The organism is Vibrio sp. A1-1 (genome assembly GCF_021728175.1).
Taxonomy (GTDB): domain Bacteria; phylum Pseudomonadota; class Gammaproteobacteria; order Enterobacterales; family Vibrionaceae; genus Vibrio; species Vibrio diabolicus.
In genome coordinates, this window is record NZ_JAKKCL010000001.1 from 631,284 (window position 1) to 645,605 (window position 14,322).

Genomic DNA, 14,322 nt, shown 5'->3' on the forward strand with positions numbered 1-14,322 from the left:
TTTTGCTTTTTAATTAGAAAATGCCTCAGCCAATGAAATTAACGCAGGTCCAATAGCCACGATGAAAAAACATGGCCAAATAAACAGCACCATTGGAAACATCATTTTGACTGGGATTTTTGCAGCAATTTCTTCTGCTGCTTGTTGACGCTTATCCCTATAGTCTTCGGTATACTCACGCAAGGAGTTGACTAAGCTCCCACCTATTCGAGAGGCGTGGCTAAGCATGCTCACCAGCCCCATCAATTCTTCTAACCCTGTCCTTAATACTAGCTCTCTTAAGGCTTCAGGCATTGGTTTACCCGCTTTAATTTTGTTGCACACCGTGTCGATTTCATCGGCAAGCTCTGGGTGAGAGATAACCAACTCGTCTGCAACGCGGCGCAAAGCCGCATTAAAGCCAAGCCCTGACTCGGTACAAACCACCAGCAAATCGAGCATGTCGGGCACACCTGCACGAATCGCTTGCTGACGCTTGTTGACCATTCGGCGCAAAATAAAATCAGGAATCAGAAGCCCAATAAATACGGATAACGCCATGTAGGTGTACAGATATTTAGATTCCGGAATCGAGAAATACACCAATGCCGCCACCATCACACCTAGTATTGTTGTGACCGATTTAATGGCATAGAACATCGACAATGCATTGCTTTCATGAAACCCAGCATGCATCAGTTTATTGCGTGTCGTTTGGCGCTCTTTTTCACTGGTTGGTGAAGTTAAAGGCGCTAACGACTCTAATGTGTCAGCCATTTTTTTGTTGTGGTGAGAGACTTCTTTTTTGTCGCCAGACAGTTCGGCTAACTTTCTTTTAATTGGCGAATTAACCCCAATAATTATCGATCCTAGCGTCATCACCACCAACACGGTAGTGATGAGGATCAACCCCATGAGTAACGTCTCTTGGCCGACAGCAAAACCGTTTAACCATCCTTGAATGCTTTCCATAGCTACACCTCAATATTGACGATTTTACGAATCCACAGCGTGCCGATAAATAAGGCCACCATCCCACCAATCACCATTTTGATCCCCATTGGGTGCGTATGAAGCAGCTCAATATACTCAGGCCGAACGAGTGAAATGATGACGTACAACCCAAAAGGCGCTAATACTAATACCCATGCCGACATTCGAGATTCCGCAGAAATAGTTTTGATTTTTCGAGCGAGTTTGAAACGAGCACGTAGGATATGAGAGAGCTTTTCAATGTTTTCGACTAAGTTACCACCCGTTTCTTTTTGCAGTAACACCGCACTCGAGAAAGCAAGCATGGATACCGTAGGTGTTCTTTCCGACATTTGCATAATCGCCAAGCGGAGGTCATAACCATAGTTGAGTAAGTTAAAGGTATTCATGAACTCAGGGCCAAGCGGCGCACTGACCTCTCTGCCTACTTCCCCAAACGCTTGTGTAATTGGCTGACCGGCCTGTAGGACTCGTTTAATGATATCGAGCGCCTCTGGCAGTTGCTCTTCGAACTTCATTAAACGATCGGCAATTCTTTTCTGTAGGTAGAAGTAAACCGACACCCAACAAGCAACAGCAACACCGGCACAGAGGTACCAAACTTGCCCGAATAAGAACAGAAATAGCCCAACCGCAACCCCACCGAGGAAGGTGAGAAAAATAAACCGACTGAACCCCATGTGTATCCCAGCCAATTCCAACTTCTTCTTAAAGTTATCGAATAGGCTGAACCTCACAAGCCATCGCTCTAATGGAGAAAGGTTTTTGAGCGAGTTTTCCCTTAGTAGGGAAATACTCTCTTGATCGATGTGTTTATGACTTTCGTGTATCCGCTTAATTAACTGCTTATGCTTAACCTTTTTACCCGCAGAAGGCAGAATTAACGCCTGGCTAATAAAGAATACGGACAAAAAAAGCAGCACAAGAAAAAGGGGGAATTGACTATCCATAGCAATCTCCTAACGGGCTTTTTCATTGAATATTTCAAATGGTACGTCTAAGCCTCGTTTTACTAATTGGTCATGACAGCTTGGTACAATCCCTGTTGCCATGTAATCACCTAACACATTACCTTCTTGATCGACCCCTCTTCTTTGGAAGGTGAAGATCTCCGACATGGTGATAACGTCGCCTTCCATGCCATTGATTTCTTGTACGCTGACCATGCGGCGTTTACCGTCTTCTTGGCGATCCATTTGCACGACAATATTGATGGCGGAGGCAATCTGCGCTCTCAAGTTTTTGGTCGACACATTCCAACCCGCCATCGAGAACATATTCTCAATACGGCTCAACGCATCCCTTGGTGTGTTAGCGTGAATGGTGGCCAGCGACCCATCATGACCCGTGTTCATTGCCGATAACATATCCACCGCTTCTGAGCCACGAACCTCACCAACAACTATCCGGTCAGGACGCATACGTAGCGAGTTTTTCACTAAATCGCGCTGAGATATTTCACCTTTACCCTCGATATTAGAAGGACGTGTTTCTAAGCGGATAATATGTGGCTGTTGGAGTTGTAACTCTGCCGAGTCCTCAATGGTCACAATACGTTGATCACTTGGAATGAAGCCCGACAAAATATTCAGCGTGGTTGTTTTACCAGAGCCTGTACCACCAGATATCAGGATATTCATTTCCCCCACAACCGCAGCATTGAGAAACTTCGCCATCTCTGGAGATAACGAACCAAGCTCTAATAGGTTATCCATATTCAAACGTTCAACCGCAAAACGTCGAATAGAAACGGAAGGGCCATCAATGGCAAGAGGAGGAATAATCGCATTGAAACGCGAACCGTCTTTGAGTCGAGCATCCACCATTGGTGATGCTTCATCGATTCTTCGTCCAACCTGGCTAACAATGCGGTCAATGATGTTGCGCAGATGGCGCTCATCTAAGAAGGTATGTGGCGTTTTCTCGAGCTTACCAAAACGTTCGACAAAGATATTTTTCGGACCATTGACCAAGATATCTGAGATCGTTGGGTCTTCAAGCAGCGGTTCTAGCGGCCCTAGGCCAAACACTTCATCTTCAATTTGATGGATTACGCGATTGCGAGCTTCAGAGCTCAACGGGTGTGTTTGATCTTCAGCAATGAGCTGAACGACCGCTTCGCGTAACTCCTCTTTCGCGCGATCTTCTTGCAAGTGCGATAGAAGCCCGAGATCCAAGGTATCCAGTAGCTTTTTGTGATAGTAGTGTTTGATCGAGAGATCTTGTTCTAGCTGTTTTTTCTGCTCCTCGATCGCTTTCATCTTGGCTTCAACAGGCGATAAAGCCCTTTGCTCATCTGACGTATCTTCGTCAGATTTTGCCAACTCGACATTCACAACTTTGGATTCTTTTGTTTCATCTACGGAATTGAAAGAACTCCCGACGCCTTTCCGTTTGAAAAACATAACTCCCCCTTACTAAGAAAATAGTTTTTTGATCCAACTTTGATTCTCTTTGGTCGGACTTTCTAATAAGTGCGATATTTCAGCCAAAGAAGCTTTCAGCGCACTATTTTTCTTAGATTGAACAATTGGGTTACCCAAATTAGCGCTCTCGATAGCAATAGCAAAATTATTAGGTACTAAATGTATCGCATGTCCACTAACTGCATTTTCAATGTCTTTCAAAGATATTGTTGATTTCTTTTCAAAACGATTAACAATCAGTTCAACCTGATGACTACTTAAACCATAGTCTAATTCTAAAGAACGTATATAGCTGACAGCATGCTTAACCGAAGTAACATTCTGCTGCATAATTAAAAAGATATGCGTAGCCGGAGAAACAATTTGTTGATAAACATGCTCAACACCATGAGACAAATCCACAATAATATGTGAGTAAAACTGTCTCAGAATAGGTAATAACTTACTGACTTGAACTGCGTGTTTATGATTATCCTTGGTATCATTTTGGTTAAAACATAAATAATTCAAACCTGAAGGATGTTGATATACGAGACCTTCTAGTGATAACTCATCCAAATCATTAACAGAATCAATCACATCATTAATGTTGTATTTTGGCTTACAGTTTAAATAATCGGCCGCATCACTAAACTGCATATCTAAGTCAATGAGCAATACTTTACTCTTCGCGTAACTTGACAGTTCTATCGCGGTGTTGATCGCCAGTGTTGTTGCACCCGAACCACCTTTTGTATTGATAAATAAAGTTAAATCGCCCATTTGTTTATTGGCAATCTTTTCATCCGCGGTCGATTTTAATAGCGGATAAAGCTCACCAAGATCAACAGAACGCGACAAATAGTCTGTTGCGCCAAGCCTCAACGCCATTTTGAGAGATGCAGTATCGTTTTCATCACCAAATACAATCAAAGCGGTGTGATTATGCTGTAAGCTACTGTCACTAGAGTACACATGAGCCACTTTCTGCGCCCAACTTTCACCGGTTTCAATATAAATAAGATCGGGAATTTGCTTATTTTTCACAAAGTCCAAATTAAAAGACTCTAGCTCTATCCAATCAATATTTAGATTGACACATCCGGATAATTCATCAGCAATATGAATTTTAAAGTTTGACGTAGAATAAACTATCCAAACAATCAAGTTAGTTTTTAAACTTTTATATGTTTCTTCATTTATTTTAACTGGTTTCAACATAAAGCTACTCCATTAGCAATCCGTAATGACATTGGTCCCTTCGGGTCTAAGTATTCCTAAACTCTCTGCAGGCAATATAGTTTCAAAAGCTGGAGTACTCCCTACTGCATTAATTAAAGCAGCTAAAACAAAAAACTGAAAAGTATAATTCACCGCTCTTGCTCGAACATATTTAATTTGAGAAAACTGCGCATTTAATACGTCATTAGACGCAGGAGGGGTAGAAAGAAAGCCTGATACATCAACACTTACACCAGCTTCATCAAGATAATCTATCTGTAAATTACTCGCAGAAAAGCCTGATGGGTAGAGATCTGATACAGCTGGTAAGTTAGGAATGTCATCCCTATCAGCGATATAGCACACGGTGGCAAGCCTCGCAGCTCTTCGTGTTACTTCATTGACCATTTGCACCGAAAAGAAATAGATCGCAAACTCGATGATCAAAAACAGGACTAATATAACGGCCAAAGCGATTACCGAGAACTCAAGCTGCGTCACTCCTTTTTGTTTCGTTATCAATCGTTTCATGGGCCTGTCCTCATAGACGTGGTCGCCCCAATGCTAAATTGCAAAGAAGTGCTCGAAAAAGGTAAGGTCGAGAATATCGGCACGTAATTGTAAGTCGCCGATAGAGTGACCACCTTATTGGTACTCGTTGGTTGGGTAATGACAATATCATCCACACTGATATGGTCTATCACAGGTGTAGTAGAGGCTATTGGGCTTCCATACACAACGACATTCTTGATACTGGTTTCGTCAGCAATTGACTCAAAGTTCAACGTGCCGTACGTATCAACGACGGCATACCTTGCCCCATTCTGCAGCGCTTTATTGACCTCGGTATACTGAATAAAAGCTCGGCTCACATCGATCACTAAAACGGTTAGCATCAATAGCACTGGCAAGGCGAGAATAAACTCTATGATTGCCAGCCCTTGTTGACTGCAAATATTTGGCCTTTGATGCTTTCTATTTGAATACAACATATCAAGAGGCCCCGCTAAACGGGTCTTTGTACAGCTGGATACGGTAGAAGCCTTTATCTGTCGGATCCGTGCCAGTCGAACCGTTATTAATTAAACAATCATAAAGAAATTGCCCAAACACTGATGATTGACCTGAGTTACTAACTTTTTGTAGTAAAAAGAAGCAACCAAAGCCCAAAACATCAAAATCAGACTTACCTGTAGAAGCCGTACAATCTACGATAGGGATACGCAAAATCCGGCGTCCGTTCAGACCACCATCACCTGTATAACTACTGCCATCACAAGCACCACCGCTTTCACAAGAGCTTAGCTCCTGACGATAGTTGGCGTAATACAGGTCGCCTGCGTACTCCGCATCGGTCTCAGCCAAAACATCGGGCTCTCTCACGTATTTGTCTGGTAAAACCGTTCCGTCATTTTTAATCGGTCCCGAAAAGTCGTTGAGCCTCACATTCAGTCCCTGTGCAACTGGACCTGCACTATTACCTGGTTTAGTCGTAACGGTATCGCCAATTGAGGCGCAACCGTTGTAAGCACCAGACAATGCATCACGAACTAAGGCTGCACCACTATTACCCGTTCCTTGCCCAAAATCGAGTAACTGAAAGTTTCCCGGCCCCATATCGGTGTTATTCTGATCCCCGACTTTCAGCTCATGCACTAGAGAAGGATCCATATCTACATTAGGGTCGTAACCCGGCGGACGATACCCCCATGCATCACTCACATCACCAGCAGGATCACCACACATGGCGATTGGCGTTAAATTACACGTATATGCAATCGCCGCACTTCGCCCTGCAACCGCACTCGCAGAGACCTCTTTATCAATCCCAAACAAACCACTCAAATACTGCGTTAGGCTAATATCGGTGACCGCTACGCGGACATAAATATCGTACTCCCCCAATGGCGGTGTAAAACTTGCTGCACTTACAAACGTCTGCATATCATGCGAGAATGTCACTGCTGTATTACTGTCACTAAACGTCAGCTCAGAATTTCCAGGCTCGGTTGATATTCCACTAAGCGTTGTTCTCACTGCGGTTTCAGCCTGATTCACATCCTCTGTCTTATCGGCAACGACAGCACCTGCAAGGGCCGCAGTATCGACCGCATTCTGTAAACGTGTTTTATTAAGAACTTGGTGGTTTAAATCAATACCAAACGCCGCAACGCCTAGCAGAATCAACAAAACCAAGCTTATCAACACTAAGGTAATCCCTTTCTGGGTTCGCCTTGGTGCTATATGCATATTCCTTCGCATAGCCCCTCCTAAGTGAACACATCACTTACTCATCTTTGGCTACCCCGTTGTTGTTATATACCTCTAAGCTAACTTGTGTACGCTCACCACTACCTTCCGGTAAATAACCCAAATTCTCATACCACGCTTCTGGATTAAGAGTTTGTTCAGCGCGCAACTGGCTAACCGAGATACCAAGCTCGGGGTCATTCGCACAGCCAAACAAGCCGAATGATGTGAAACAAATGGTCATTATCATTATGCTTTTCATCTTGCTCTCCCACTTATAGACTGTGCCCAAACTTGCCCTCAGAGCCACCTTCTGACGAACCGTATTGAATAAAGTTGTTGTTAGTATTTTCTTCGCTGATGTCGTTTAGCTGGTATCTATCAAAATCCAACTCAGCACCTTTACCAAGCAAATAGAACTCCACATCGTTCGGAGCCACAAAGCCATCCGTTGGCAGTGTGATTCGACGTCGGTCGATTGGGGTTGCTAATCGAGGGGTGACCAGAATGACAAGTTCTGTTTCCCCAGAGGTAAACTCTTCACTCTTGAACAAGCGTCCCAAAACAGGTAAATCACTCGCTCCAGGTATGCCATCCGCGACATTACGTGCGTTTTCACTCAATAAGCCTGCAATACCAATGGTTTGGCCATCAGCCAGCTCAATCGTGGTGCCAGCACTTCGTTTAGTGATTGGCGGAATAAAGAACGTGGCATTCACTTCGTTTGGATTAAACGTCAGCACACCTGAGTTGGATATTTCACTCACATTGACGTTCAATTTGAGGTTGATTCTCTTATCACTCAAAATAAACGGAACGAAGTCGAGTTGAACACCGTACTCTTTATAATCGATGGTAATACCATCTTCATTTGGTACTGGAATTGGGAATTCACCACCAGCGACAAACTCGGCTTGCGTACCACTTAATGCGGTAAGGCTAGGCTCTGCCAACACTTTCGCCACGCCATTTTGTTTCGCCACATCAAGCGCGAAGGTAAACAAGGTATTGCTATCGATAAACGACCCTAGAAAACCGAAATCTTCGACTGTTGGGACGTTCAAAATCGGTCCAATGCCATCAATACCGCCACCAGCCGTCGTACCACCCCAGGTAAAGTCTCCACTTCTTTGGAAAAAGTGAAAGTTTGAGTCAAAGCGTCTTACTAGTGTGCGCTGCACTTCGGCAACGGTCACTTCTAGTGTCACCTGTTGAGCCCCGCCAATAGAAAGTAGATTGATCACCATGCTGCCATCATCTTTAGAGCTGTCATCTTCTTCATCTGCCGCTTCACCTAAAGCGAAGGTTTCAGCAATTTTGACCGCAGTGTCCATGTTTTGCTGACTGCTGACCAAGCCTCTAAGTACCACTTTTTCTTGCGCACTGTGCACTTCGATATTTTCATCCGGCAAGAACTGATAAAGCTTCGACTTAAGCGTGTTTAGATCATGCGTGACTTCCACGTTAAACTGCTCAATTAACCGGCCTCGGCGATCCCACACCGACACATTCGTGGTACCTAACTTCTTACCAATAAGAAACAGCTCGTTCGATCTGAGCACTAAAATATCCAAGACTTCTGGATCCCCTAATGTCACTTTCTTCGCTTGGCCGGATATCATCAATTGGGTTGATTGGTGATGCGCAACGGTCACGACTTTTCCTGACTGCACCGTGGCTGCGTTAACAGACAAGCTGACAAAAAGTAACTGGCTAACGAGTAATATTATTGTTTTCATAATTCACCTAATTGCTGACTCGGACACTGGATGCCTGAGATCCCTTAATAATGGTCACACTAGGTCGTGGCGTGTATTTTCTTGCTACAACAGGTTTATCCACTTCATGAGGGTTGCGTAGAGCAAGTTGAATGTCGCCTTTGCTGTTCGCCGATAAGAGCTTTTCTGCCTCTTTCGGTGTTACTTCTAAAGTCACCGCACGCACAATAACGGGTTTGTTATCATTGGTTTTGGCTGTTTGGTCGACCGCAAGAACGTTGATGTTTTTAAGCACCGTTTTTGTTGTGGCGTTTTTACCTTGTCCATAACTCACGGTATTCAATACATCGACCTTATTGCCCGGTAACAAGAACCCAGCCACACCGATAACGTCATTAACACGAATGGTGATTGCTCGTTTGTTTTCAGGGATTAAAGCAGCAAGTGTCGCGCCCTCACCGGGCAATGCAAGACGATTCGAGTTAACCAGCTCGCCCGCATAAATGGTATTGGCAACAATTCTTCCCAATGCCTGTTCTTGTACTTTTAGCGTTTCATCGTCTATCCAATCCACTTCCATGAGCTTAGTAGACAAATGTTTCTCAGATAGAATGGTCCCTGGCTCTAGTTCCATGGCGGCAACTAAAACTGGGTGTCTTTCGACCTCTTCTAACTCGACAGTTGGTTGGTTTCTGCCATCCATCCATTGTTTAGCGATCAGCACGGCGGCAAGGCCGAAAACAATGGAGAGCAACAGCAACATGATGACTTGAGTCCGACTCATAATTTAGATCTCCCTATTCATCCACTGTGAAGTACAGTCCCCAGGCACGGGTTAAAATGTCTGATGAGACGACCTTCTCTTTCCCTTCGAACACCAAAATATCGCGGCTAATACCGAGTAAGTCTTTTGGTAAACAAGGGTAGTTGGCGACATCATTGTCGCGATGTAACTGACTTAACGTATCGAAAAACTCAGGCACAAGCGTCATTTGGTAATCTTTAGCAAGCGAAACCCAAAGCGCTTGATAATCTGTCAAACCAAGCGGTGTAAACTCGATCTTGTAACCCAAACGACGTAAAAAAGCGGGGTCTGCAATTTTGCTTGGTGCAAAGTTGGAGGAGAATGCCAGAGTGAGCATAAACGGCACCGTGACTTGTTGACCATTTGGCAAAGCTAGATGGTCAAATAAGTACTCCATTGGAACGATCCATCTGTTTAGCAGGGCATCAACAGGCATTGACTGACGACCAAGGTCATCAATCACCAAGATTCCGTTGTTAGCCATCATTTGCAGTGGCGCAATCCATACACGATTATGCTCGCTGTGGTTTACCTCAAGCATATCCAATGTCAGCTCACCGCCCACTTGAATGTTTGGTCTTTCACAAAGAACCCAGCGTTTGTCGTAATGCGTTTCCAACTTAACGAAAACCTGAGAATGGGAGTTGTCTAAACGACGGTGATGATGCTCTGAGAACACTTTGATGATGTTGCCATCGGCATATACGGCATAAGGAATGAATACCGAAGTGTTCATTGCATTGAGCACTCTTGATGCGACGTAACTTTTACCGGTACCCGCATGACCATACAGCAACAAAGCACGCCCCGAGTTAATGGCCGGCCCTAAAACGGGTATCAAATGATCCGAACCAAACACGTCAGACAGCGCTCGCTCAACATCATTGCGATTAATAGGATGCTTGCGAAGATCTTGTCCCTCAACAACCGTCCAATATTCTTCCAAAGAGACGGGAACAGGACCGATATACGGATCTTTTCTATACGCAATGTCTGCTTCTGCAAGCCCAAGCTCAGTTAAACTGTAGCGTACGTTGGAATACGATGTACTCAACTTGTCTGATGCTGGCTGATAAACTTCTACCCAACTTCGCTTTCTTAACTGTGCCAAAGCAAGCTCGACAATATTCGAAACAATACAAAGCCGTTGCGTTAATTCGATTAAGTCACATTTGGGATAGGCAGACAGATGTTTCAACACTAGGTTTTCAACAACTGAAGACGGCACGCCAAGACCCTCGACAGACGAAGGCACCTTTGGTGGATTTATTTGTGGCACGAGTTTTTCCCAATACACAGAGCCCATCACACTTCCCCTCTTGAAGTTGCCTAGTCAACTGATGCTGCATGCCATTTTTTATTATTATTTAATGGGTGTAGGAGAAATAAGCTAATCCAATTACGATTATCGGCGCGAAAGGAATGACTAACGGCTTATTAGACCTAAAGCCTGGTGTTACTTTTTCTAAGCAATACCCTTTTATCTGGTGTGATAGAGCAACACTAGTCGATGACACGTGTAACATTAGATAAAAAATGCCCACGATGCCTCCAGCAAGTATTATTCCAGTAGACGCTTCCCCAAGGTTACTCAGACCCAGCCATGCCCCTATGACGGCGAGCAACTTAACGTCTCCTCCAGCCATTACTTTGAACAGATACAGCGCGAAACACACTGCAAACGCAACCAACCCACCATATAAATGATCCAAGCCACTTGTTGCTGGGTTGTAAATTACGTTTGCAGTAACAGCAACCAAAAGCATAAGCACCGCTTTGTTTGGTATTCTGTGTTTCTGAGCGTCTGATACTCCAATCGCAATAAGCAATGACCAAATAACTAACTCGCTAACCATTACGAGCTGCTGATACGACCAGCTACTGAAGTAAACTTGTTAGACAAAGTCGTCCAGAAGCCTGAAGTCAAGAACGCTGTAACAATTAATGCCGCACCTAGAATGTACTCTAAAAGTGTTAGCCCCTCTTCATCTTCCATGAAGTCCTTGATTAGATTGCGAAAGTTATCCATAAGATTATCCCCTTTAACGTATCTCGCTATTAATGATACAGGTCTCATGTGCACCTGAATCATGCTTAAACATTAGTCACCGAGAATTAGGGGGGTTAGGACTTTTTTGCCAAAGGTTGGTACTTTCTTGCCTACCTGCGCTTCAGAATCAAAATGTATCAATAACGAGACACATCACCACCAACTATGTGACACCTTTCACACTTGCAGTATGACTATATAAGCCTAAGCTTAATAAACGAAAGGGTGAGGTCTGAAGCTCAAGGAATGAGGCTCGACTGACCTCAATACATACTAACGTTGGTGTAGTACGTACTGAGCGGGATTCATATGGATAGACTGACCAAATCTTATTGGATTGGAGAGACTCTTTGCTCGCTGCCGGAATCACTTCGCTGTGAGTTTGATAAGAGCTTTGAGATTATGGACTGTAGCAAAGATATCTCTGTGCTTAGCGATAAAGAACACAGCTATTTCTTCTACTACATGACTTGCGATCATCGAGAGCACCTGAAAGGCGTCATCACGCTCTGTGAAAATCTCGACAAAAAACTGATCGTTATACATCCAACCGATATCGAGCCTCACTTACCGCCAAAGCATATTTGTGCGGAATATTATACGTTGAATGAAATCACCCTCCCGATTTGGCTATCACAGATAAAATTGAAATACTTTTTGCATAGCAAGGTCGACGAAGAACAAATTTCGGTCGATAAACTCTTTTCTCGAAGCGGAAAGTCGAATTTTTCTGACGTGGTTCATTACATCGCCAATAACGTACATAAAGACCTACGGGAAGAGGAAGCTGCTGCGCTTTGTCACTACTCACCGAACTACTTTTCCAAAGTATTCCATCGCAAAGTTGGTATGTGCTTTCGTGATTATGTCACTGCGAAACGTATTTCATTAGCAAAGAAAATGCTCGTTGAAAATGAATCCATGAAAATTGCCTACATCGCCTATCAGTGTGGATACCGAGATGTCTCTTACTTTTCTCGAATTTTTAAGAAAAAAACAGGCCTGTCCCCAGCGAATTATCGGCAACAGTTTTAGGCGCTATTAGTACCGACTTTAGGGGTAACTAACGCTATCCTCCCCACATATTTCATCAAAATGCATTCCCGTGTCGTTATTTAACATGCTAAAGTTAACAATGCGTTAACAATTATAAATACAACGAGAAGACATGGAGTCACTAAAAATGAATCAGCCGAATCTAAACAGCGCTGCTGGTTGCGCTCTCCCACCACCAAATGAAATGATTCTCAAATGGGCTCAAGAGCGTCCAAATGAGGTCTATCTAAAACAAATTATTAACCGACAATTTGTTGAATACACGTTCGCTGATGTTGCCGATCAAGCCTTAAAACTCGTCAGTGCACTACGCAACCTCGGAGTACAGCCTGGCGACAAAGTGGCGTTAGTGTCTAAAAACTGTGCAGAGTGGTTTATTTGCGATCTTGCGATGATGCTTGGCGATTATGTCAGTGTGCCAATCTTTCCTACCGCCGGCGCTGACACCATCGAATACTGTGTGACTCATAGTGAAAGTAAAGCGTTCATTGGCGGAAAACTTGATGATCCTAAAGCAACCCAGCAAGTCATTGATGCAATGCCGGAACTCATTAGTATCGCGCTCCCCTACGATACTGCGCCAAAATGTCAGTACGAATACCAAGCGCTCATCGCTGATGCAATGCCAAGTGAAGAGCGTCCACAGCACTACGACGATAAGCTAATGTCTTTGGTGTATACCTCAGGTACGTCAGGATTACCGAAAGGTGCGATGCTGACCTACGGAGCGTTTAACTGGTCCGTACAACAACTGATAAACCATATCGGTATTCAAGAAAATGATCGTCTATTTTCTTACTTACCTTTGGCTCATATTACAGAGCGCGTCTACATTTTTGGCTCATCCATCATGGGTGGTGTACCAACAGCATTTCCAGAATCATTGGATACCTTTATCGAAGATGTAAAAATGCACCGCCCGACTCTGTTTATCTCAGTCCCGCGATTATGGACGCTATTCCAACAACGTATTCAAGACAAACTTCCACAGAAGAAGCTCAACATTCTATTGAAAATCCCATTCGTCAATTCTCTGATCAAGAAAAAGCTCGCAGAAGGATTGGGGTTGGATCAGGCTCGAGTATTAGGCTGTGGCTCTGCCCCGGTATCACCAGCACTGCTGGAATGGTACCACTCTGTAGGACTCAATATTACTGAAGCTTGGGGCATGACAGAATCATTTGCTTATAGCACGCTCAACTACCCATTTAGAGCTGACAAAATTGGTAGTGTCGGTAATGCTGGACCAGGTATTGAGTTAAAAATCGCTGACGATGATGAAATCATGGTGCGTGGCAAAGGGCTATTTTCTGGCTACTACAAAAATGACATTGCCACCCAAGAGTCTTTTGATTCAGAGGGCTGGCTACACACAGGAGATATCGGCTCTATCGACTCAGATGGTTACCTAACTATTCAAGGCCGTAAAAAAGATAACTTTAAAACCGCCAAAGGTAAGTTTGTCTCTCCAGTTCCTATCGAGAAAAAACTTTTCGAATACAGTCGCGTAGAGATGATGTGCCTCATCGGTTTAGGGCTACCAGCCCCGATTCTTTTGGTTGTGCCACATGATTTTCCTAACTTTGATCGAGAGCGGTACGCACGAACCACCCGCAAAGTCATTGCAAAAATGAATCAAGAACTCGCCTCTCATGAGCAAATCAAAGGCGTATTAATGATTAAAGAGCCTTGGAGCATTGAAAATGGCGTATTGACGCCAACACTCAAAATTAAACGTCATGTGCTTGAGCAAAAGTATCATGAAATTGGTCACAACTGGCCGAAAGGTGAATTGGTTTTGTGGGAAGAAGACTTATAGCCTTGTCTGCACTCCTCAATATCATT

15 protein-coding genes are annotated in these 14,322 nt (G+C 43.9%); 2 read left to right on the forward strand and 13 right to left on the reverse strand.

The window, feature by feature from the left end; genetic code table 11:
- Positions 1-9 precede the first annotated feature (9 nt).
- The 13 genes from L3V30_RS02920 to L3V30_RS02980 form a co-directional block, all read right to left on the reverse strand.
- Positions 10-951 (reverse strand): type II secretion system F family protein, encoded by a 942-nt coding sequence (locus tag L3V30_RS02920; protein WP_047008928.1) that lies wholly within the window; start codon positions 949-951, stop codon positions 10-12.
- Between the two features lie 2 nt (positions 952-953).
- Positions 954-1,922 carry a type II secretion system F family protein gene (locus L3V30_RS02925; protein ID WP_006742394.1) on the reverse strand — a complete coding sequence of 323 codons (969 nt, stop codon included), beginning with the start codon at positions 1,920-1,922 and terminating at the stop codon, positions 954-956.
- A 9-nt stretch (positions 1,923-1,931) separates the two neighbouring features.
- Positions 1,932-3,377, reverse strand: coding sequence for a CpaF family protein (locus L3V30_RS02930; RefSeq protein ID WP_006742393.1), 1,446 nt, complete (start codon positions 3,375-3,377; stop codon positions 1,932-1,934).
- A 12-nt stretch (positions 3,378-3,389) separates the two neighbouring features.
- Positions 3,390-4,598, reverse strand: coding sequence for an AAA family ATPase (locus L3V30_RS02935; RefSeq protein WP_048625931.1), 1,209 nt, complete (start codon positions 4,596-4,598; stop codon positions 3,390-3,392).
- Between the two features lie 12 nt (positions 4,599-4,610).
- Positions 4,611-5,129 (reverse strand): TadE family protein, encoded by a 519-nt coding sequence (locus L3V30_RS02940; RefSeq protein ID WP_237308290.1) that lies wholly within the window; start codon positions 5,127-5,129, stop codon positions 4,611-4,613.
- Entirely contained in the window at positions 5,126-5,590 is a 465-nt protein-coding gene (locus L3V30_RS02945) for a TadE family protein (protein ID WP_012841464.1), read from the reverse strand. Before L3V30_RS02945 ends, L3V30_RS02940 begins: the two co-directional genes overlap by 4 nt.
- 1 nt (position 5,591) lies before the next feature.
- Positions 5,592-6,860 (reverse strand): pilus assembly protein TadG-related protein, encoded by a 1,269-nt coding sequence (locus tag L3V30_RS02950; RefSeq protein WP_109169524.1) that lies wholly within the window; start codon positions 6,858-6,860, stop codon positions 5,592-5,594.
- A gap of 25 nt (positions 6,861-6,885) precedes the next feature.
- On the reverse strand, positions 6,886-7,110 hold the full coding sequence (locus tag L3V30_RS02955) for a hypothetical protein (RefSeq protein ID WP_012841463.1): 225 nt from the start codon (positions 7,108-7,110) through the stop codon (positions 6,886-6,888).
- Between the two features lie 13 nt (positions 7,111-7,123).
- A complete protein-coding gene (locus tag L3V30_RS02960; protein ID WP_237308291.1) occupies positions 7,124-8,587 on the reverse strand; it encodes a type II and III secretion system protein family protein in 1,464 nt (487 codons plus the stop codon).
- A gap of 7 nt (positions 8,588-8,594) precedes the next feature.
- Entirely contained in the window at positions 8,595-9,350 is a 756-nt protein-coding gene (gene cpaB / locus L3V30_RS02965) for a Flp pilus assembly protein CpaB (protein WP_006742389.1), read from the reverse strand.
- 13 nt (positions 9,351-9,363) lie between these two features.
- A complete protein-coding gene (locus L3V30_RS02970; RefSeq protein ID WP_006742388.1) occupies positions 9,364-10,677 on the reverse strand; it encodes a hypothetical protein in 1,314 nt (437 codons plus the stop codon).
- A gap of 61 nt (positions 10,678-10,738) precedes the next feature.
- Positions 10,739-11,227 (reverse strand): A24 family peptidase, encoded by a 489-nt coding sequence (locus L3V30_RS02975; RefSeq protein WP_041852894.1) that lies wholly within the window; start codon positions 11,225-11,227, stop codon positions 10,739-10,741.
- Positions 11,227-11,400 carry a hypothetical protein gene (locus L3V30_RS02980; protein WP_031781043.1) on the reverse strand — a complete coding sequence of 58 codons (174 nt, stop codon included), beginning with the start codon at positions 11,398-11,400 and terminating at the stop codon, positions 11,227-11,229. The genes L3V30_RS02975 and L3V30_RS02980 overlap by 1 nt, the downstream gene beginning before the upstream one ends.
- A gap of 330 nt (positions 11,401-11,730) precedes the next feature.
- On the opposite strand from L3V30_RS02980, the gene L3V30_RS02985 reads away from it, so the two are divergent.
- Both L3V30_RS02985 and L3V30_RS02990 read left to right on the forward strand, forming a co-directional pair.
- The gene (locus L3V30_RS02985; protein WP_237308292.1) at positions 11,731-12,456 is read left to right on the forward strand and encodes a helix-turn-helix domain-containing protein; all 726 of its coding nucleotides are present in this window, start codon (positions 11,731-11,733) and stop codon (positions 12,454-12,456) included.
- Positions 12,457-12,604: 148 nt separating this feature from the next.
- Complete coding sequence (locus tag L3V30_RS02990) at positions 12,605-14,296, forward strand: AMP-binding protein (RefSeq protein ID WP_237308293.1); 1,692 nt, start codon at positions 12,605-12,607, stop codon at positions 14,294-14,296.
- Positions 14,297-14,322: the final 26 nt, after the last annotated feature.